Origin of the sequence: Mesorhizobium sp. Cs1299R1N1 (assembly GCF_037179655.1) — a bacterium.
In the GTDB taxonomy this organism is placed as follows: domain Bacteria; phylum Pseudomonadota; class Alphaproteobacteria; order Rhizobiales; family Rhizobiaceae; genus Mesorhizobium; species Mesorhizobium salmacidum.
Genome location: NZ_JAPYKR010000002.1, coordinates 676,478 through 694,124, shown reverse-complemented (window position 1 = coordinate 694,124; position 17,647 = coordinate 676,478). Strand labels below are relative to the sequence as shown.

At 60.7% G+C, this 17,647-nt stretch carries 18 protein-coding genes, 1 pseudogene and 1 riboswitch; of the genes and pseudogenes, 7 read left to right on the top strand and 12 right to left on the bottom strand.

All coding sequences use genetic code 11. The features are described from left to right. Positions 1 to 2: 2 nt before the first annotated feature. From trbJ to O7A70_RS06670, 7 genes are all read right to left on the bottom strand, one after another. Positions 3 to 752: a P-type conjugative transfer protein TrbJ gene (gene trbJ, locus O7A70_RS06700; RefSeq protein ID WP_337139663.1), complete on the bottom strand. Its 750-nt coding sequence runs from the start codon at positions 750 to 752 to the stop codon at positions 3 to 5. Next, positions 749 to 3,298 carry a conjugal transfer protein TrbE gene (gene trbE / locus O7A70_RS06695; RefSeq protein WP_337139662.1) on the bottom strand — a complete coding sequence of 850 codons (2,550 nt, stop codon included), beginning with the start codon at positions 3,296 to 3,298 and terminating at the stop codon, positions 749 to 751. The genes trbJ and trbE overlap by 4 nt, the downstream gene beginning before the upstream one ends. A gap of 9 nt (positions 3,299 to 3,307) precedes the next feature. After that, positions 3,308 to 3,571 (bottom strand): VirB3 family type IV secretion system protein, encoded by a 264-nt coding sequence (locus O7A70_RS06690; RefSeq protein WP_337139661.1) that lies wholly within the window; start codon positions 3,569 to 3,571, stop codon positions 3,308 to 3,310. Beyond that, a complete protein-coding gene (locus O7A70_RS06685; RefSeq protein ID WP_337139698.1) occupies positions 3,571 to 3,849 on the bottom strand; it encodes a TrbC/VirB2 family protein in 279 nt (92 codons plus the stop codon). The genes O7A70_RS06690 and O7A70_RS06685 overlap by 1 nt, the downstream gene beginning before the upstream one ends. 34 nt (positions 3,850 to 3,883) lie before the next feature. After that, the gene (gene trbB / locus O7A70_RS06680; protein WP_337139660.1) at positions 3,884 to 4,882 is read right to left on the bottom strand and encodes a P-type conjugative transfer ATPase TrbB; all 999 of its coding nucleotides are present in this window, start codon (positions 4,880 to 4,882) and stop codon (positions 3,884 to 3,886) included. Positions 4,883 to 5,095: 213 nt separating this feature from the next. After that, positions 5,096 to 5,539: a CopG family transcriptional regulator gene (locus O7A70_RS06675; protein ID WP_337128646.1), complete on the bottom strand. Its 444-nt coding sequence runs from the start codon at positions 5,537 to 5,539 to the stop codon at positions 5,096 to 5,098. Between the two features lie 5 nt (positions 5,540 to 5,544). Further along, the gene (locus tag O7A70_RS06670; protein ID WP_337139659.1) at positions 5,545 to 7,536 is read right to left on the bottom strand and encodes a conjugal transfer protein TraG; all 1,992 of its coding nucleotides are present in this window, start codon (positions 7,534 to 7,536) and stop codon (positions 5,545 to 5,547) included. A gap of 136 nt (positions 7,537 to 7,672) precedes the next feature. Between O7A70_RS06670 and O7A70_RS06665 the strand changes: the two are divergent. From O7A70_RS06665 to O7A70_RS06655, 3 genes and pseudogenes are all read left to right on the top strand, one after another. Next, positions 7,673 to 7,920, top strand: a pseudogene (locus tag O7A70_RS06665) (IS3 family transposase); the annotation flags it as partial. A gap of 303 nt (positions 7,921 to 8,223) precedes the next feature. Next, positions 8,224 to 8,520, top strand: a complete 297-nt coding sequence (locus O7A70_RS06660) for a hypothetical protein (protein WP_337139701.1) — start codon at positions 8,224 to 8,226, stop codon at positions 8,518 to 8,520. Continuing rightward, complete coding sequence (locus tag O7A70_RS06655) at positions 8,517 to 8,723, top strand: MucR family transcriptional regulator (protein ID WP_442921166.1); 207 nt, start codon at positions 8,517 to 8,519, stop codon at positions 8,721 to 8,723. The genes O7A70_RS06660 and O7A70_RS06655 overlap by 4 nt, the downstream gene beginning before the upstream one ends. Positions 8,724 to 9,043: 320 nt before the next feature. Here the strand turns inward: O7A70_RS06655 and O7A70_RS06650 are convergent, their stop codons facing one another. Beyond that, the gene (locus O7A70_RS06650) at positions 9,044 to 9,256 is read right to left on the bottom strand and encodes a cold-shock protein (RefSeq protein WP_337128590.1); all 213 of its coding nucleotides are present in this window, start codon (positions 9,254 to 9,256) and stop codon (positions 9,044 to 9,046) included. A gap of 537 nt (positions 9,257 to 9,793) precedes the next feature. On the opposite strand from O7A70_RS06650, the gene O7A70_RS06645 reads away from it, so the two are divergent. Further along, positions 9,794 to 9,982 (top strand): hypothetical protein, encoded by a 189-nt coding sequence (locus O7A70_RS06645; RefSeq protein ID WP_337139658.1) that lies wholly within the window; start codon positions 9,794 to 9,796, stop codon positions 9,980 to 9,982. Between the two features lie 448 nt (positions 9,983 to 10,430). Here O7A70_RS06645 and O7A70_RS06640 read toward each other — a convergent pair whose 3' ends face one another. From O7A70_RS06640 to O7A70_RS06625, 4 genes are all read right to left on the bottom strand, one after another. Further along, the gene (locus O7A70_RS06640; RefSeq protein WP_337139657.1) at positions 10,431 to 10,673 is read right to left on the bottom strand and encodes an ABC transporter permease; all 243 of its coding nucleotides are present in this window, start codon (positions 10,671 to 10,673) and stop codon (positions 10,431 to 10,433) included. Further along, a complete protein-coding gene (locus O7A70_RS06635) occupies positions 10,670 to 11,011 on the bottom strand; it encodes a DUF3307 domain-containing protein (protein WP_337139656.1) in 342 nt (113 codons plus the stop codon). Before O7A70_RS06635 ends, O7A70_RS06640 begins: the two co-directional genes overlap by 4 nt. A gap of 142 nt (positions 11,012 to 11,153) precedes the next feature. Then, a complete protein-coding gene (locus O7A70_RS06630; RefSeq protein WP_337139655.1) occupies positions 11,154 to 11,387 on the bottom strand; it encodes a hypothetical protein in 234 nt (77 codons plus the stop codon). Positions 11,388 to 11,944: 557 nt separating this feature from the next. Continuing rightward, positions 11,945 to 13,777 (bottom strand): potassium transporter Kup, encoded by a 1,833-nt coding sequence (locus O7A70_RS06625; protein ID WP_442921165.1) that lies wholly within the window; start codon positions 13,775 to 13,777, stop codon positions 11,945 to 11,947. A 662-nt stretch (positions 13,778 to 14,439) separates the two neighbouring features. After that, positions 14,440 to 14,556, top strand: a riboswitch (TPP riboswitch). Positions 14,557 to 14,661: 105 nt separating this feature from the next. On the opposite strand from O7A70_RS06625, the gene thiC reads away from it, so the two are divergent. From thiC to thiS, 3 genes are read left to right on the top strand one after another with little or no spacing between them, the layout of a single operon-like run. Further along, on the top strand, positions 14,662 to 16,485 hold the full coding sequence (thiC, locus tag O7A70_RS06620) for a phosphomethylpyrimidine synthase ThiC (RefSeq protein ID WP_337139653.1): 1,824 nt from the start codon (positions 14,662 to 14,664) through the stop codon (positions 16,483 to 16,485). Next, complete coding sequence (gene thiO, locus O7A70_RS06615) at positions 16,482 to 17,480, top strand: glycine oxidase ThiO (RefSeq protein WP_337139652.1); 999 nt, start codon at positions 16,482 to 16,484, stop codon at positions 17,478 to 17,480. The genes thiC and thiO overlap by 4 nt, the downstream gene beginning before the upstream one ends. Further along, the gene (thiS, locus tag O7A70_RS06610; RefSeq protein WP_337139651.1) at positions 17,449 to 17,646 is read left to right on the top strand and encodes a sulfur carrier protein ThiS; all 198 of its coding nucleotides are present in this window, start codon (positions 17,449 to 17,451) and stop codon (positions 17,644 to 17,646) included. Before thiO ends, thiS begins: the two co-directional genes overlap by 32 nt. Position 17,647 lies beyond the last annotated feature (1 nt).

Sequence of the window (17,647 nt, the reverse complement as noted above, 5' to 3'; positions counted from 1 at the left end):
CCTCAGTCGTGGAACATGCGAACCGAGGACGGGCTATAGGTTTTGCCGACCATGAAGCGGCTGAACTGTTCTCGGGCCTGTTCCTGCGCCGCGGCCTGCCTGGCGCTTTCCAGCGCAGCGGCCCGTCCTTGCGCGGCCATCATCGCAGTCAGATCGGCGACCTGCCGTGCCTGCACGGCGAGAAGCTGGTTGCCAGCTTGCGTCGCCTGCAGGATACCGACCGCCGACTGGCTGGCGTCGACCGCCATGCTCGTCTGCTCCCTCGTTCCTTCGATGTTGTCGACGGCGACAGCTCCGGCCTTCAATGAATGCTCGAACGACGCAACCGAAGTTTGCCAGCGTTCACGTGCACCATCGACGAGCTGCTGGCTGGACAGATCCGAACCGAGATTCTGGTAGGTCGATTTGAACTGGCTTTCGATGTCCTGGACGCTGTAGGCGAGTTTGTCGGCCTCGCCGAGCAGGCTCTTCATCTGCGAGAAATTGCCTTCGATCTGGCCAAGCAGCGACGTCGGCAACGAGGTCAGATTCTTCGCCTGGTTGATCAGCATCTGTGCCTCGTTCTTGAGCGAGGTGACCTGGTTCTGGATCTGCTCCAGCGCACGCGCGGCGGAAAGGACGTTCTCCGCGTAGTTTCTGGGATCGAAGACGATCAATGCGGATGCCGGCGCGCACGACAGCACGACGTTGATAGCAACAACACTGGTCGCGATCAAATGCCGGACACGGAGACGGTTGCGGACGGAATTCATGACGAAACTTCCTTTGCGGATTGATCGACAATGTTGGTGAGATGGGGAACGAGGTCAGCGGCCCAGGAGAGGCCGCGCCCAGCAAGCCAGGCCTCGAGGAAATGGTCGTGACCGTTCTCCGCGATGATCCGCTCGATAGCCGCTTGATCGGCCTTCGAGGATGCGGCGCAAAGAGCCAGCGCGATCGGACCGAGGCCCAATTCGAACAGCCGGTTGCCGCGCCGCGACTGGCAGTAGTAATCGCGCTTCGGGGTAGCCCGAGACAGGATTTCGATCTGACGGTCGTTCAATCCAAAGCGCCGATAGATCTCCGTGATCTGCGGCTCGATGGCGCGCTCGTTCGGCAGGAAGAGCCGCGTTGGACAGCTCTCGACGATTGCCGGAGCAATCTTGCTGCCATCGATGTCGGAGAGCGATTGCGTGGCGAAGATGACGGAAGCGTTCTTCTTGCGAAGGGTTTTCAACCATTCGCGCAGCTGTTCGGCGAAGCCGCCGTCATCAAGGGCCAGCCAGCCTTCGTCGACGATCAGTAGCGTTGGCCGCCCATTCATCCGCTGTTCGATTCGATGGAAGAGATAGGCGAGCACGGCCGGTGCCGCGCCCGTGCCGACCAGACCCTCGGTCTCGAAGGCCTGAACGGAGGCTTCGCCGAGACGCTCGAGTTCTGCGTCGAGCAACCGGCCGTAGGGACCGCCGATACAGTAGGGTCGCAGCGCCTGCTTCAATGGCGACGACTGCAGCAGCACCGACAGGCCGGTCAGAGTCCGCTCGTGAACCGGCGCGGAGGCCAAGGAGGTCAGCGCCGACCACAGATATTCCCTCACCTCCGGCGTGACCGGCACGCCTTCGCGCTGGAGAATGTCGACGAGCCAGTCGGCTGCCCATGCCCGTTCGGGCGTGTGATGAATGCCGGCCAGGGGTTGTAGCGAAACGTCTCCGATATCGTCCGCCAGGTCAGCCAGCGTGAGCAGCCCAAGCGGATCGTCGTGGCCCTCCCCGCTCGACGATTTGCCGCCCAGATTCTGCCAATCGCCGCCCATGGCAAGTACGGCCGCGCGGATCGAGCCGCCGAAATCAAAGGCGAAGATCTGGTTGTCTGGATAGCGCCGAAACTGCAGCGCCATCAGGGCGAGCAGCACGGACTTGCCGGCGCCGGTCGGGCCGACGACAAGCGTATGGCCAACGTCGCCGACATGCAGGCTGAACCGAAACGGCGTCGTGCCTTCCGTCCTGGCGAAGAAGAGCGGAGCCGCCCGAAAATGCTCGTCAGTTGCCGGCCCTGCCCAGACCGCCGACAGCGGGATCATGTGGGCGAGATTCAGTGTCGACAGCGGTAGCTGCCGGACGTTGGCATAGACATGGCCTGGAATGCTGCCGAGCCATGCTTCGACGGCGTTGACGCGCTCAACCATGGAGGTGAAGTCGCGGGATTGGATGATTTTTTCGACCAGCCGCAGCTTTTCGTCAGCTATTCCTGCATCGAGATCCCACACCGTCACGGTGGCGGTGACGTAGGCCTGGCCGATCTGGTCAGAGCCGAGTTCCTGCAGGGCGGCATCCGCGTCGGCTGCCTTGTTCGCGGCATCCGTGTCAACCAGGACCGACGTCTCATTGGTCATCACCTCCTTGAGGATGGCCGCGACGGATTTTCTTTTGGCGAACCACTGCCGCCGGATCTTTGTCAGCAGGCGGGTTGCGTCGGTCTTGTCGAGCATGACTGCCCGGGTCGACCAGCGGTATGGGAAGGCAAGTCGGTTGAGTTCATCGAGAATCCCAGGAAAGGTCGCGGTCGGGAAGCCTATGATCGTCAGCGTGCGCAGGTGGGCCTCGCCGAGCCGCGGCTCCAGCCCGCCGGCCAGCGGTTCATCGACCAGCAATGCATCGACATGCATTGGCGTTTCGGGAACGCGGACGCGATGGCGCCTGGTCGAAACCGTCGAGTGCAGATAGGTCAGCGTGCCGGTGTCATCGAGCCAGTCGACTTCGGGAACGAAACCTTCAATCAGGTTGAGCACACGGTCGGTGCGGTCGACAAAACTCCTCAAAAACTCCCAAGGATCGACGCCGCTCTTTTCGCGGCCCTCGTAGAGCCAGCTTTCCATGCGGGATGCTTCCTCGGCCGGCGGCAAGCAGACGAAAGTGAGAAAATAATTGCTTTCGAAGAGCTCAGCATGGGACTCGACACCGCCCTGCCCCGGCGACCCGCGGTCGGCTTCACCCTCGAACTGTTCACGACGCTCGAGATCCACCAGCGCTGAGGCGCTGTCAGGAAAAAGCCCTTCTGGATAGTCCTGCGCTGCAAGCCGGGCGGCTTCGACGAAGATCGCCCAGCCGGAACCGAGACGGCGTAGCGCATTGTTGAGGCGCGACGTCGTGCCGACCAGTTCGGCCGGCGTTGCGCTGTCGAGATCGGGGCCGCGAAACCTGGCAGTCCGCTGGAACGAGCCGTCCTTGTTGAGGACGACTCCCGGCGCCACCAAGGCAGCCCAGGGCAAATAGTCGGCGAGGTTTTTCGAGCGCTTGCGGTATTCGACGAGGTTCATCATGAAAACTTCTCAGCAGCCGAAATGCGTGGGATAGCGCAGGTGCCGCCGCACCACGTCGAGGAACTGAGCGTCGCGCTTGGCTGCCAGCACAGCCGCGAAATGACCGATGGCCCAAATCGCGATGCCGGCGAGCCAAAGCCGCAGCCCAAGGCCAACCGCGCCGGCCAGCGTTCCGTTGGCGATAGCCACCGCGCGCGGTGCGCCGCCGAGGAGAATCGGTTCAGTGAGCGCCCGGTGGACCGGTGCGAAGAAGCCGCGAACCTCCTCCTCCATCAGATCAGCACTCCGCCGCCGAACGAGAAGAAGGACAGGAAGAAAGAACTCGCCGCGAAGGCGATCGACAGTCCGAACACGATCTGGATCAGACGCCGAAAGCCGCCCGAGGTGTCGCCAAATGCGAGCGACAGGCCGGTGACGATGATGATGATCACCGCCACGATCTTGGCGACCGGTCCCTCGATCGATTCGAGGATTTGTTGAAGCGGTTGCTCCCACGGCATGGAAGAACCGGCGGCGCGTGCAGGGACAGTCATCGTGGCCCCAATCGCCATAGCCGTGGCAACATGCGGGAGGACCGCACCAACTCTAGGGATAGATGATGAAGTGAAGCGGATCGGGTTCATTCTGAAGCTCCATGGATGGCTCGGGATTTATGGTTGGCTCGGGCCCGATTTTGGCTTCGAGCATGCGGTAATCGCCGGTGGCTGCATCGAGCCCGTCGACGAGCGCGATCTCGACGAGGCGGCGGGCCGAACCGCGGCCGGCAAGCACGGCGACAAGATCAATCGTTTCGGCAATGAGTGCGCGCGGGACGGTGACCACAGCTTCCTGTACGAGCTGCTCAAGTCGACGCAGAGCCCCAAGGCCAGTGCTGGCGTGGATAGTCCCAATGCCGCCGGGATGTCCCGTGCCCCAGGCCTTCAGGAGATCGAGGGCTTCCGCGCCGCGTACTTCACCGATCGGGATGCGGTCGGGGCGGAGCCGCAGCGATGACTTCACCAGGTCGGAGAGGGAGGCGACGCCCTCCTTGGTCCGCAGCGCCACAAGATTGGGTGCAGCACATTGCAGCTCGCGCGTATCCTCGATCAGCACAATACGGTCGGAGGTTTTTGCCACCTCTACCAGCAGCGCGTTGATCAGCGTCGTTTTGCCGGTCGACGTGCCGCCAGCGACCAGCAGGTTTTTTCGCCGTTCGATGGCGAGCCGCAGCACGTCGGCCTGGGCTTCTGTCATGATGCCGGCGGCAACGTAATCGTTGAGCGTGAACACGGCGACGGCCGGCTTGCGGATGGCAAAGGTAGGAGCTGCAACGACCGGCGGCAGCAGACCCTCGAACCGCTCCCCACTATCAGGCAGTTCGGCCGAGACGCGAGGCGCGCCGGGATGCACTTCGGCGCCGACGTGATGGGCAACGAGCCGGATGATCCGCTCGCCATCGGCCGGGCTCAGCATTTCCTCAGTGGCAGACAGGCCTTCTGTCAGCCTGTCGACCCACAGGCGGCCGTCTGGGTTCAGCATCACTTCGACGATGCAGGGATCGTCAAGAAATCCGGCTATCGCCGGGCCGAGCGCCGTGCGCAGCATGCGCGCCCCACGCGAGACCGCTTCCCTGCCGGCATTTTGAGTGTCTGCCACGATGGTCCCCATTTCTCGGGCGAATTGCTTCGCACCGCTGACGGGGATGATTAGAAGAAGCAGGAATGTGCGCCTTGCAACAAGGAAAATGGCTGGCAGCAATGCGACGTGCAGAGACTTGCAAAATGCGGTACCGATGAGTTCGCCGCCCGCCTCGGCTGCCTAGCCCGTGTGCGACTCAGCGGTGTCCGGCGATGATGGAGCCGCAAAGTCCTCGGCGATCTCCTGCCTGAGCTTTGGTCCTTTGCTCAGCCTGCGCCCGAGCGCATCGATGAAAGCGTCATAACGCTGCCGACCTTTTGCGCGCGCTTCGGGCTGAGCGGCGTCAGGCAAGGCCGGAGTTGAGCTGAGCCAGAAGCGCACGAACAACGCCAGCGTCTCGATTGAGATACCGAGATCGCGTTCGACGCGCTGAACGCGCCGGTCGATCTGGTCGAGCCGCCTTGTGATTGCCGCTTCTTTGCGCTCCTCAGAATCGGGGGAGAGAAAAGAAGCGATGGCCGCTTCGGCGATCAGCGACAGAGACACATCCCTCTTTGCGGCGTAGTCGGCAAGCGCATTCATGACCTCCGGTTCCAGATAGGCTGAGAGACGGCGCTTCTTCATGGAGGTCAAAGTTCGATTCCGTCTTTGGGATCGAGTGCGACCTGTCGCGCGGTGCGCCGCATCGTCTGGTCGACCGACCGGCGTCGGGCAACCTCATCATCGGATTCGTCGCGATCAAGGTCGAATTCATCAATGCGCACCAGCGTGGGCTCCGGCGCAATATCCTCATGTTCGGGCAATTCGGGCTGGCGGCGGATACCGCCATTGTCAGGATCACTGTCCTGTTGGTTAAGCGATGCAAGGCTTGCCTGCGCCTCCGGCACCTTGGCAACCGCCATTTCAGTCCAGTCATCGGGGCGCGACAGGGCGTTCGTGGTTGCGGGCTTGGGCGGAGGCAGAACGCGCTCGGCAAACCGCGGATCTGCGAAATAGCGCGCCTTTTTCGCCCGGATCGGGGACAGCCCAGAGACCATCACAATGGCATCGCTCGGAGGCAGCTGCATGATCTCGCCGGGCGTCATCAGCGCGCGTGCCGTCTCCTGTCGCGAGACCATGAGATGCCCAAGCCAGGGTGACAGACGATGCCCGGCATAGTTCTTCATCGCCCGCATTTCGGTTGCCGTTCCCAGCGAGTCGGAGACGCGCTTGGCGGTTCGCTCGTCGTTGGTCGCGAAACTCACACGAACATGACAGTTGTCGAGAATGGAATTGTTCGGCCCGTAGGCTTTTTCGATCTGATTGAGGGACTGGGCAATAAGGAACGACTTGATGCCATAGCCGGCCATGAACGCGAGGGCCGACTCGAAGAAATCAAGCCGGCCGAGTGCCGGAAATTCATCGAGCATCAGTAGCAAGCGATGCCGGCGATCCTTCGCATGGAGATCCTCTGTCAGCCTGCGGCCGATCTGATTCAGGATAAGCCGGACAAGCGGCTTGGTGCGGCTGATATCCGATGGCGGCACGACCAGATAGAGTGTCGTGGGTTGCGCGTTCTCCACCAGATCGGCAATGCGCCAATCGCAACGGGACGTGACCTGGGCCACAACCGGATCGCGGTACAGGCCGAGGAAGCTCATCGCGGTCGACAGCACGCCAGAGCGTTCATTCTCCGATTTGTTGAGAAGTTCACGTGCTGCCGATGCCACAACGGGGTGCGGACCGACATCACCAAGGTGCTTGGTTAGCATCATCGTTCGCAACGTCGTCTCAATCGGCCGCTGCGGATCGGAGAGGAACTTGGCAACACCGGCCAGCGTTTTGTCATTCTCGGCGTAGAGGACATGCAAGATCGCGCCGACCAGCAGCGCGTGGCTCGTCTTTTCCCAATGATTCCGGCGTTCCAGAGACCCCTCTGGGTCGACCAGCACGTCAGCGACGTTCTGGACGTCTCGGACTTCCCAAGCGCCACGCCTGACTTCCACCAGCGGGTTGTAAGCGGTTGAGGCAGCATTGGTTGGGTCGAACAGCAGCACACGGCCGAAACGTGCTCGCCAGCCTGCGGTGAGTTCCCAATTTTCACCCTTGATGTCGTGAACGATTGCGCTTCCAGGCCAAGTGAGCAGGGATGGCACGACCAGTCCGACGCCCTTGCCGCTTCGGGTCGGCGCGAAGCACAGGACATGCTCCGGGCCATCGTGGCGAAGGTAGTCCAAATCAAACTTGCCCAGAACGACGCCATCGGCGCCGAGCAGTCCTCCGGCTTCAATCTCCTTGCGCACAGCCCAGCGCGCCGAGCCGTACGTAGCCACGTATTTGGCCTCCCGAGCTCGCCATAGTGACATGCTGATAGCCATAGCAATCGCGATGAAACTGCCGCTCGCCGCGATCACCGCGCCCTCGACAAAGACCGTCGGCGCATAGGCGTCGTAAAAAAACCACCACCAGAAAAATGCCGGTGGCGGATAGATCGGTTGGCCGACGAGTTCGAACCAGGGCGAACCAAGTTGCTCCTGGTAACCCAGTTGCCAGGCGGTCCATTGCGTTGCTCCCCAGGTGGTCGTAAGCACGATGGTTAAAACAGCGACGATCTGACCCCACAATATTCTGGTTGCCGGCATCACTACTCCCGATTCAAATCCCGGGAGCGAATAAGCAGAGTACGAACGCAGGCAGTGCAATAGCGAAGGCTTCATCGAGGCGGCTCATTGTGAGCAGACCTAAAAAGACTTGCGATCTGCGCTGGGCATGGGATAGCAATCCGCCAGCGAGCAGTTCCAGCGGCTGATGACCGATCATGGCATCACCTGCTCAATGAGCCGGTCGCGCAACCTCTGGGACAATGCTGCGACGGAAAGCTTCTTCTCGCCGCTGAAAGCCGATCGGACAGCCCGCAAGGTCTACAGGAGGAGCAATAATGCCAGGGCCATGTTCGATTGCGTCGAGCGCTTCCACAGCCCTCGGCGAAGGCAGCGACCCCCGGCTATCTGAGCTCGGTCAAGTAGAGTGACAAGCTACGCTTAATCCCCCGTCTCCGAAAAACCCCACCAGGCCGGACAAAAGCTGCGAGCGGTTTAAGAATGGGCCTACGGCGCAGGCCTCATCTGCTACGCGCTTCATCCTGCCGACAGCAAACAGCGAAGCCTCCACCGGCGCGAACAGTTCGCGATGGCGGGTTGATTGCGGGACCGGTCCGCCATTTCTGGCAGAGAAACCGTGCAACTGGCTTGTGTATGTCGTGCCGCCCATCGCCTGACCGCAGCATTTCCATCGTCCTCTTTCAGCCGGCCGTTCCTCCCGACCGCCGGTTGGATGATGATGATCCCCTGTCGAGAATAGTCACTGTTGTCGAGCACGACGGGCTGAGCCGTCTTGTGGGTCCTTCACCTTTGCCATTCCTTGCAAATGAGGATTTGTGTTCCTGGTTCGGCCTAACCCTGACAGGCTCGGCACTCGGCTCAACTCCAGCTTTCTCTGAACTTTCCGGCCGCACTAGCCAAGCGCCATTCTACCGCGCGATGGCCGCAAAAAATATGACAGGGCAGACCACAAATGAGGTGGGTTGGACCAAAGACTTTTTAGCGAACTCGCAAAAAAGGAAATGACAAACCTTCCGGTTTGCAAGGCGCCGGTCGGCCAACTTCCGGCCCTGATCGGCCAAGTGCATTCAGATCTGAAGAGCACGGTCGATGGCGTGGCGCACGAGAAGCCGGAAGCTCCCAAGCCTGCCGTTCCGATCAAGAAATCGGTCAGGCCGGACTACATCGTCTGCCTAGATGGGGTCTGCCGACGGACTATCGGATGGTGACGCCAAACTATGCCGCCACACGCTCGGCATGGCCAAGATCATGGGTCTCGGACGCAAATCCACGCAAATGGAAGATCAAGGGCGTGCGAAGCGGATACGCAAGGACCCGACGGCTGATCGATCGGCCGGCCGGTCGTTCTGGCGCATAGCAGCCGCCCAGACATATGCCGATACCAAAGGCGGGCCCCCCCGCCTCGCTTCACATGCTGTCCTGCCAGAAGTCAGAAAAGCCAACAGTGGCTCTTGAGCCCTGTTCCCGCGCTGCTGAACGACAGCCAGCAGATGCGCGTGTTCCGTGTCGTTCCGGCTTGCGCCGGCGGTCAGCCTGCTTTGCTAAGATTGCCGGCCGAGGACTTGCCGCTGCGGCGGTCCTGCTCGATCTCGTAATTGATCTTCTGGCCGTCGGCGAGGGTCGAAAGACCCGCTCTCTCGACGGCGGAAATGTGGACAAACACGTCTTGGCCGCCGGCATCGGGCGTGATGAAGCCGAAGCCTTTGGAGCTGTTGAACCACTTCACGGTTCCAGTCGCCATACTGTATTCCTTCCTAACGATTGATCGCGGCTTGGCTTAGAAGCCAAACCGGTTTCATAAACGCAGCAAAGTCGAGAAATCGCAAGACATGGATCGATCGGGCCGAAAATCGCGGCCGTCATGTGTGGTTCCGAGTCCCTATGTAGCCAACAGAATTCCGTCCACCGATGTCAGAGCAGCTTCGTGGACGCTCTGCCGTCCGATGTGACCGTCGCTCTTGTTTCAACGGCAATGCACGGGAGGCAGTGTTTGCGCGCCCGTTTACGGCTCAGTCATGGCAAATTTTAACTGGCAAGCAGCTTGTTTATAAAAACAAAATGTGGGAGTTCTGCGCCGTTGAAATTGCCTCTCGAAGCTTTACTTTATCGGTAAAAAACATCTGAGGATGCCATAAGTATTGCTGGGCGAGAGTTTGTGATCTCACTGCTTGGTTGTTCGATTCCGTAACGGCCCTGCTAGGCGGGTGTTTTCTCGTTATTGAATCGGTTGAAACGCGATTTGGCGTGTTTCGTTGACAGGATAATTGAGGGGGATCCCATGAAACAGGTAAAAAAGTTGGATAATTTGAAGTTTGTCCAAGCAATGTTGCGAGAGATTCGTCAGACGGTGCAGGCTGACGGGGAAAGCCTGCTGACCTATTTGATCGACATGGCTTATCTGGAGGCCAGCGATCGAATTAGGTCGAGCTGGGCCGTGCAAAGCGACAATGGCAAGTCTGACGCCTAACTGGCGACACAACCATCTGTTAGGTGCGAGGAAGCGGACCTGTGGAAACTTTCAAGGTTGAGGAGATGGATGGCGCAAAAGCAATCCGTAGCGTGTCAGTCGACGCACAATGCCATGTGCACGCGGCCATGAAAGTGATACCGCGACCGCTCCAGCTTGATCGAGGACCTGGTAGGCTGTGGATACGAGTAACTGACGCCAATCGTAGCTCTCGAGCCTTCTATTATGGAGACTAACCGATCCACCTCACTCTCGTTCTCACACTCACTCTCTCTCAAGTCGCTTGATATTGTTGCTATGGCGTGCGGCCTATTTTCTTAGGGTAGCGGCGGGTTACGACTTGTTCGAACGCTGGAAATCTGGCGGGACCGGAGATCAGACGTGTTTGTTCTGGATTTCCTAACCGGTGAGCGGCAGCTTTTGGTCTTCGAATATCCGGTCGATCCGCTCATTGAGCCGTCGGGTTCGCGCCATGGATGGCCGCTAGCGTCCCGCGTACGCGGCCGGCCACGGCATCACCGATCTGCTCGCTCTTCGGTTGTGGTCTGGCGCCCGTCGCGATTTGATTGAGCCGTTCAGCCTTGGCCCCGGTGAGGCGTCCATGCATCCACGCGCCGGCGGCGCCAATCATGCCGGCGCCCACCGCGAGGATGGTGGGGTTGGACAATAGGAATGCGAGTAGAACGGTCATGAGAACGTTCCCCAGAGCATCAAAATAACCACCCAGCAGAGTTTGCAGGAGATGTGCAGAGATTGGTCCATATTGTAAGAAATCCGCCCCATGCACTTCGCATCGTCGATGAGGCCGTGAACGACGAATTCAGCGATACCGAGCGCGAGACTGCCGGTTATCAGCCCGACGATCCCGCCGTGGATTGCCGCATGAGGGAGAAGGCCATGATACCAGGGCACGCCCGGAATCGGGTTGGCGCGGTTCTTGGCCCTGGCAAGGAAGTCGCCCTGAAGCGGATAGTCAGCCAGCGCGTGACCGGCCAGAAGAAGCGCGATCGTGGTCAGTAGCGCGGTCATCTCACTGCACCTTGCCTGTCTTGAGGTTGCTGGCCGAGAGTGGGATCAGTCCCGCGGCGCGCATTCGGTCAGTGCGCCCGCTAGTCAGGTTGCTTTGGCCGTTGGTTGAGCGCGATGCAGCGCATTCACCCAGTCAGGAAAGTCACTCACCTGGTAAATCGGCCCACTGCCCACCGGGGAAAGCGTAGTTGTGTTCAAAGCCTGGAACACGAGCCTGGCAGTGCATGGCGCCGCCTTGCATTTCCATCGGCTTGCGCCAGGTGTCGCCTTTACAAAATTCATGATCACGTTCTTTCGCAACAAACCCTGTAGGGCTTTTTTCGTAACCGGTCGTGCGCGGGTTTGAGCGCGCGAGACCACAGGCGCGTGCGCTCATCTAAATTTTGATGAGACCGAGCGCCCGAAGGACATGGATGTGTGCCAAGACTAGATTTCCAAAACCTGACGGGTCGCGAGAAAGCTCGCTATTCGGTTCGCGCTTCGGCCTCTGGCCCGTGATGTTCGAAGGAGATGGGGGACGACGACTGGGAGCCCCGCCACTGTTCAGCGCGATCAAGCGCAGCCTACCCGCGATGCACTCCGGCGAATTCCTTTGCGGAAGCCTCATCCCGCCGGGCAATCCAGAGCGAAAATCGCCAGCCTGCTCGGGAACTCTCGGCAGACAGGTATCTTGATGAGAAGCAGCCCATTATCGCCGCTATTGCAATCAGGCTCGAAGAGCTATGCGGTAACGGGGCTCAACCTGCGGGAGCTTTACGACCTGGAGCCGCCGAGCGCGCTTGGTCCGACTCTGGAGGTCGCGGTTATGTCGGTCTTACATCGATGCGGCCTCGGACGGGCACGCCTTGAATCGGCGCTCGGGGCGGGACGAACGCGGCTTATGAGTTGCCCCGTGGCCTGGCCAGGACGTGTACCGGACCGACGTGGGGAGAGCTAGACAACCACCTGCGTGCCGATCTCGACCACACGTCCGGTCGGGATCTGGAAATATTCCGTCGCATCCGCCGCCGTGCGCGCCAGGCCGATGAACAGCCGGTCCTGCCACACCGGCATGCCGGAATTGGGCGAGGCCTTGAGCGAACGCCGCGACAGGAAGAAGGACGTCGTCATGATGTCGAACTTCCAGCCCTGCTTGCGGCAGATCGACAGCGCGCGTGGAATGTTGGGCTGTTCCATATAGCCGAAGGTCAGCGTCACCCGCATGAACAGCTCGTTGACCGTCTCCATCTTGACGCGCTCGCTGTCGGGCACCACGGGCTGCGGGGCGGTCACCACCGAAAGGATGACGTTCTGCTCGTGCAGCACCTTGTAGTGCTTGAGGCTGTGCATCAAGGCGGTCGGCGCGCTGAGCGGATCGCTGGTCAGGAACACCGCGGTGCCCGAGACGAGCTGCGGCTTCTTCTTCAACAGGTTGCCGGCGAGGACATCGAGCGGGATCTCGTTGCGGCGCGTCTTGTTGAAGAGATAGCGGCTGCCGCGCACCCAGGTCCACATGCCCAGCACGATGGTGAAGGCCACGACCAGCGACGCCCAGCCGCCTTCGAACACCTTGACGATGTTGGAGGCGAAGAAGCCGACATCGATGAAGGCGAACAGCACGGTCAGCGGGATCGCCACCGACAGCTTCCACTTCCAGATACGGGTCATGACGACATAGAGCAGCACCGTCGTCACCAGCATGTTGCCGGTTACCGAGATGCCGTAGGCGGAGGCGAGCTTGCTGGATTCGCCGAAGCCGACCACCAGCATCACCACCACCAGGGCCAGCAGCAGGTTGACACGCGGCATGTAGATCTGACCGGACTGCTTTTCCGATGTGTGCAGGATCTCCAGCCGCGGCAGCATGTTGAGTTGCACTGCCTGCCGGGTCAGCGAAAAAGCCCCTGAAATGACCGCCTGGCTGGCGATGACGGTAGCCGCCGTCGCCAGCACCACCATCGGGATCAGCGTCCAGCCCCCGTTCATCTCGAAAAACGGATGGCCGACCACACCTTTGTTCGCAAGGATGAAGGCACCTTGCCCGGCATAGTTCAGCAGCAGGCAGGGAAACACGATCGTCAGCCAGGCCAGCACCATGGGCTTGCGGCCGAAATGGCCGAGATCGGCATAGAGCGCCTCACCGCCAGTGACGGCAAGGAAGACCGCGCCGATGGTGACGGAGGCGACGCCTGGCGAATGGATCAGGAAGGCGACGATGTAGTACGGGCTGATCGCCCACAGGATTTCCGGATCGGCGATGATGTGGTTGAGGCCGGACAGGCCGATAGCCAGGAACCAGACAGCGGTCACCGGCCCGAACACCAGACCGACGCCGCCCGTGCCGAAGCGCTGTACCGCGAACAGCATGGCGAGAACGACCAGTGTCAGGGGCACGACATAAGGCTGGAACGTCGGCGTGACGACATCCATGCCCTCCACCGCCGACAGCACGGAAATCGCTGGCGTAATGACGGCATCGCCGAAAAACAGCGAGGCGCCGATGATGCCGATGCCGAGCATCACCGCCGAGCGCTTCGGAAAGCTGCCGCGCGCCAGCGCCATCAGCGACAGCACGCCACCCTCGCCGCGGTTGTCGGCGCGCAGCACGAACATGATGTATTTTACTGTAACTGTGATCGTGAGCGACCAGATGATCAGCGACAGGACGCCGAGAATATCTGTGCGATCAGCGACGTTGCCGCCCGACGAGGCATGCAGCGCTTCGCGGAGCGCATAGATCGGGCTGGTGCCGATATCGCCATAGACCACACCGAGTGCGCCAAGCATCAACAACTCAGTATTTTGAGACGAGCCGGGATGTCCCGCTAGTTCCTCAACGTCACAACTGTTGGCAGAATCCACGACAGCCATTCGTATGCTTCCCACGGGTGCTGTGCTCTACGGCCAACGCAATTCTGCATTTCCGAGGCACGCGTCCTTGCGACGGGTAGCCTCGGCCGATTGGGCGGTGCGACAAGGAGAGGGAGGAGCTCGCTGCACTGCCGCTATCGGCCGAGGCGTCTGGAAATTGCCAATCGGGACTGCCATGTTGAAGTCGGCTGGCATGTCACCAGCCCATTACTCCATCAACCAGCAAATTAGCAATTTTTAAGATTTAACTATGGATGAAACAAGATTACGTCATTAAACTGATGTCGATTGAACTGCTATGCCGAAGTAATATTTTCATTAAGTCACGAGTTCCTGGATATTATCGAGCTACAACTATCAACGAGCAATTTATGAAAGTCAATATCTTCATGGTTTCAGATGTAGCATTTCGATCGGTTTGTCATAGACCATGAGCATTTCACCGCCCCCCGCGACTACAGAATCGAGCGCGGACCGAGCCGGTCCGAGTCCTGTTTATACAACCCTTCCTTCTGGCTTCGACCTACCGCCCTGGACCGAATGCGCTTGACAAAAGGCCACCGGCTCGGTCCAATTGACCCATTCACCAGGGGAGTCCCGGCAAGGGGCTGAGATACTGCTGGCTTTCGCGGCGCAGTGACCCGTTGAACCTGATCCAGTTCATACTGGCGTAGGGACGGTGCAAGCGCTTTGCGGGAGTTCATCCCCGAAGACCTGTTTCGAACAGGTCGACCAAGGTGTCTTTTCATCCTTCCGGCACAGAACTGGGTCTCCATTGCAAATGAGCAAAGGAGCCTCAAATGAATGCCTTGACCCCCGCAGTTTCGACGGGACCGCTACCCGCCTCACGCAAGATACACAAGCAAGGCACCCTCCACCCGCAGATCAGGGTGCCGATGCGCGAAATCTCCGTCCACCCGACCGCCGGCGAACCGCCTGTGACGGTCTATGATCCATCCGGCCCCTACACTGATCAAACGGTCGAAACGAGTATAGAGAAAGGCCTCGCCCGGCTTCGGCACGAATGGATTACGGCTCGTGGCGATGTCGAATTCTACGATGGCCGCGACATCACGCCGGAAGACAACGGATTTGCGACTGGCGCGCGCCTGACGCCGGAATTTCCCATTCGCAATCGGCCGCTCAGGGCCAACGCAGACAAGGCGGTGACCCAGCTTGCCTATGCCCGCGCCGGCATCATCACGCCCGAAATGGAATTCGTCGCCATTCGCGAGAACCTTGGACGCGAAAGCCTGCGCGGCAAGCTGCAGCGGGACGGCGAGGCCTTCGGTGCGGCGATCCCCGATTTTGTCACGCCGGAATTCGTGCGTGACGAGGTAGCGCGGGGGCGGGCAATCATTCCCGCCAACATCAACCATCCCGAAAGCGAGCCGATGATCATCGGCCGCAATTTCCTGGTCAAGATCAACGCCAATATCGGCAACTCTGCTGTCACCTCCTCAATGACTGAGGAGGTCGAAAAGATGGTCTGGGCGACCCGCTGGGGCGCCGACACGGTCATGGATCTGTCGACCGGTCGCAACATCCACAACATTCGCGAATGGATCGTTCGCAACTCGCCGGTGCCGATCGGCACCGTGCCGCTCTACCAGGCGCTGGAGAAGGTGGGCGGCATCGCCGAGGACCTGAACTGGGAGGTCTATCGCGACACGCTGATCGAGCAGGCCGAGCAGGGCGTCGACTATTTCACCATCCACGCCGGCGTTCGGCTGCATTACATTCCACTCACGGTCGAGCGGGTTACCGGCATCGTCAGCCGGGGCGGTTCGATCATGGCGAAATGGTGCCTGCACCATCACCGGGAAAGCTTCCTCTATGAGCATTTCGAGGAGATCTGCGACATCGCCAGAGCCTATGACGTCTCATTTTCGCTCGGCGACGGACTTCGTCCGGGCTCGATCGCCGACGCCAATGATGCCGCGCAATTCGCCGAACTGGAGACGCTTGGCGAACTGACGAAGATCGCCTGGGCCAAGGACTGCCAGGTGATGATCGAGGGCCCGGGCCACGTTCCCATGCACAAGATTAAGGAGAACATGGACAAGCAACTCGCAATCTGCGGCGAAGCACCTTTTTATACCCTCGGGCCGCTGACGACGGACATCGCCCCGGGTTACGACCACATCACGTCCGGCATCGGTGCGGCCATGATCGGCTGGTTCGGCACCGCCATGCTCTGTTATGTGACGCCGAAGGAGCATCTCGGTCTGCCGGACCGCAACGACGTCAAAACCGGCGTCATCACCTACAAAATTGCCGCGCACGCGGCCGACTTGGCGAAAGGCCACCCGGCGGCGAAAACCAGGGATGATGCCCTTTCTCGCGCCCGTTTCGAGTTCCGCTGGGAGGACCAGTTCAACCTGTCGCTCGATCCGGAAACCGCGCGTTCCTTTCACGACGAGACCTTGCCCAAGGAGGCGCACAAGGTCGCGCATTTCTGCTCGATGTGCGGGCCGAAATTCTGCTCGATGCGCATCTCCCACGACATCCGCGCCGAAGCGCAGAAGGAGGGGATGGCGGCGATGGCGGAAAAATACCGCGCGGGCGGCGATCTCTATATGCCGGTGAGTGACACCACGCCCGAGGTGCCGGAGCCGTCATGAGGGTGCTGGTCAAGGGGGCCGGCGTCGCCGGCCTCACCGCGGCCTTCGAGCTCACCACTCGCGGCGCGGCGGTCACCGTCGCTGAAATCGGGTATGATCTCGGCGGCAGCGCATCGTGGTTTGCCGGCGGCATGCTGGCGCCCTGGTGCGAGCGCGAAAGCGCGGAGCAGCCTGTGCTGGACCTCGGACGCGGCGCCGCCGAATGGTGGGATGCCGTGCTGCCAGGTCAGGTGACGCGGGCCGGAACGCTGGTTGTTGCAACGCGGGATGCGGGCGAGCTTGACCGCTTCGCAAGCCGCACCTCGAGCCATCGCTGGATCGATGAGGAGGAAATCGCGCGGCTGGAGCCCGACCTCGCCGGCCGTTTTCGCCGCGCCCTGTTCTTCGCCGGCGAGGCGCATCTCGAGCCGCGCACTGCAATGGCAGCGCTTCACGAAAAGCTCGTCGCGATGGGCGTCGACTTCCGCTTTGCCACGGACGCCCGGCAGCTTTCCGGATTCGACCGTGAGATCGACTGCGTGGGAATGGCGGCGGGCGATAAGAGGCTGCGCGGCGTTCGCGGCGAAATGCTGATCCTGCACACACCCGATATCTCGCTGTCGCGCCCGGTCCGGCTGCTGCATCCGCGCTTTCCGCTCTATGTGGTGCCGCGCCCCGATCACCGATTCATGGCCGGCGCCACGATGATCGAGAGCGATGACAGCGGTCCGGTCACGGTCCGTTCGATGATGGAACTTCTGAGCGCGGCCTGCGCGCTCCACCCGGCCTTTGGCGAAGCCTGCATCATTGAGACAGGCGCCGGTGTTCGCCCAGCCTTTCCTGACAACCTGCCGCGTGTCGAGGCCCATGGAAGCACCGTCGTGGTCAATGGGCTTTATCGCCATGGTTTTCTGCTCGCCCCAGCCATGGCGCGCCAGGCGGCCGAAATTGTCTTCAGTCACGACAAACCCGTGGAGCTTGCTCATGAAACTGACCGTCAACGGCGAAGTGCTTGAGATTGACGCCACGACACTGGCGGCACTGCTTGCCGACCTCGATTATGAAGGCGATTGGCTGGCGACAGCCGTCAACAGCAACCTTGTCCACAAGGCCAGGCGGGCGGAATTCCAGTTGAGCGACGGCGACCGGATCGAGATCCTCTCGCCGATGCAGGGAGGCTAGC

Excerpts from the sequence above, each read along its gene's own strand:
- O7A70_RS06645 (WP_337139658.1), top strand. The coding sequence starts at position 9,794 with ATGAAACAGGTAAAAAAGTTGGATAATTTGAAGTTTGTCCAAGCAATG.
- trbB (WP_337139660.1), bottom strand. The coding sequence starts at position 4,882 with ATGCTGCGCACGGCGCTCGGCCCGGCGATAGCCGGATTTCTTGACGAT.
- O7A70_RS06625 (WP_442921165.1), bottom strand. The coding sequence starts at position 13,777 with ATGCTTGGCGCACTCGGTGTGGTCTATGGCGATATCGGCACCAGCCCG.
- O7A70_RS06655 (WP_442921166.1), top strand. The coding sequence starts at position 8,517 with ATGACAAACCTTCCGGTTTGCAAGGCGCCGGTCGGCCAACTTCCGGCC.
- O7A70_RS06640 (WP_337139657.1), bottom strand. The coding sequence starts at position 10,673 with ATGACCGTTCTACTCGCATTCCTATTGTCCAACCCCACCATCCTCGCG.
- thiC (WP_337139653.1), top strand. The coding sequence starts at position 14,662 with ATGAATGCCTTGACCCCCGCAGTTTCGACGGGACCGCTACCCGCCTCA.
- trbE (WP_337139662.1), bottom strand. The coding sequence starts at position 3,298 with ATGATGAACCTCGTCGAATACCGCAAGCGCTCGAAAAACCTCGCCGAC.
- O7A70_RS06670 (WP_337139659.1), bottom strand. The coding sequence starts at position 7,536 with ATGCCGGCAACCAGAATATTGTGGGGTCAGATCGTCGCTGTTTTAACC.
- O7A70_RS06690 (WP_337139661.1), bottom strand. The coding sequence starts at position 3,571 with ATGGAGGAGGAGGTTCGCGGCTTCTTCGCACCGGTCCACCGGGCGCTC.
- O7A70_RS06635 (WP_337139656.1), bottom strand. The coding sequence starts at position 11,011 with ATGACCGCGCTACTGACCACGATCGCGCTTCTTCTGGCCGGTCACGCG.
- trbJ (WP_337139663.1), bottom strand. The coding sequence starts at position 752 with ATGAATTCCGTCCGCAACCGTCTCCGTGTCCGGCATTTGATCGCGACC.
- O7A70_RS06675 (WP_337128646.1), bottom strand. The coding sequence starts at position 5,539 with ATGAAGAAGCGCCGTCTCTCAGCCTATCTGGAACCGGAGGTCATGAAT.
- O7A70_RS06685 (WP_337139698.1), bottom strand. The coding sequence starts at position 3,849 with ATGGCGATTGGGGCCACGATGACTGTCCCTGCACGCGCCGCCGGTTCT.
- O7A70_RS06630 (WP_337139655.1), bottom strand. The coding sequence starts at position 11,387 with ATGAGCGCACGCGCCTGTGGTCTCGCGCGCTCAAACCCGCGCACGACC.
- O7A70_RS06650 (WP_337128590.1), bottom strand. The coding sequence starts at position 9,256 with ATGGCGACTGGAACCGTGAAGTGGTTCAACAGCTCCAAAGGCTTCGGC.
- thiO (WP_337139652.1), top strand. The coding sequence starts at position 16,482 with ATGAGGGTGCTGGTCAAGGGGGCCGGCGTCGCCGGCCTCACCGCGGCC.
- thiS (WP_337139651.1), top strand. The coding sequence starts at position 17,449 with ATGAAACTGACCGTCAACGGCGAAGTGCTTGAGATTGACGCCACGACA.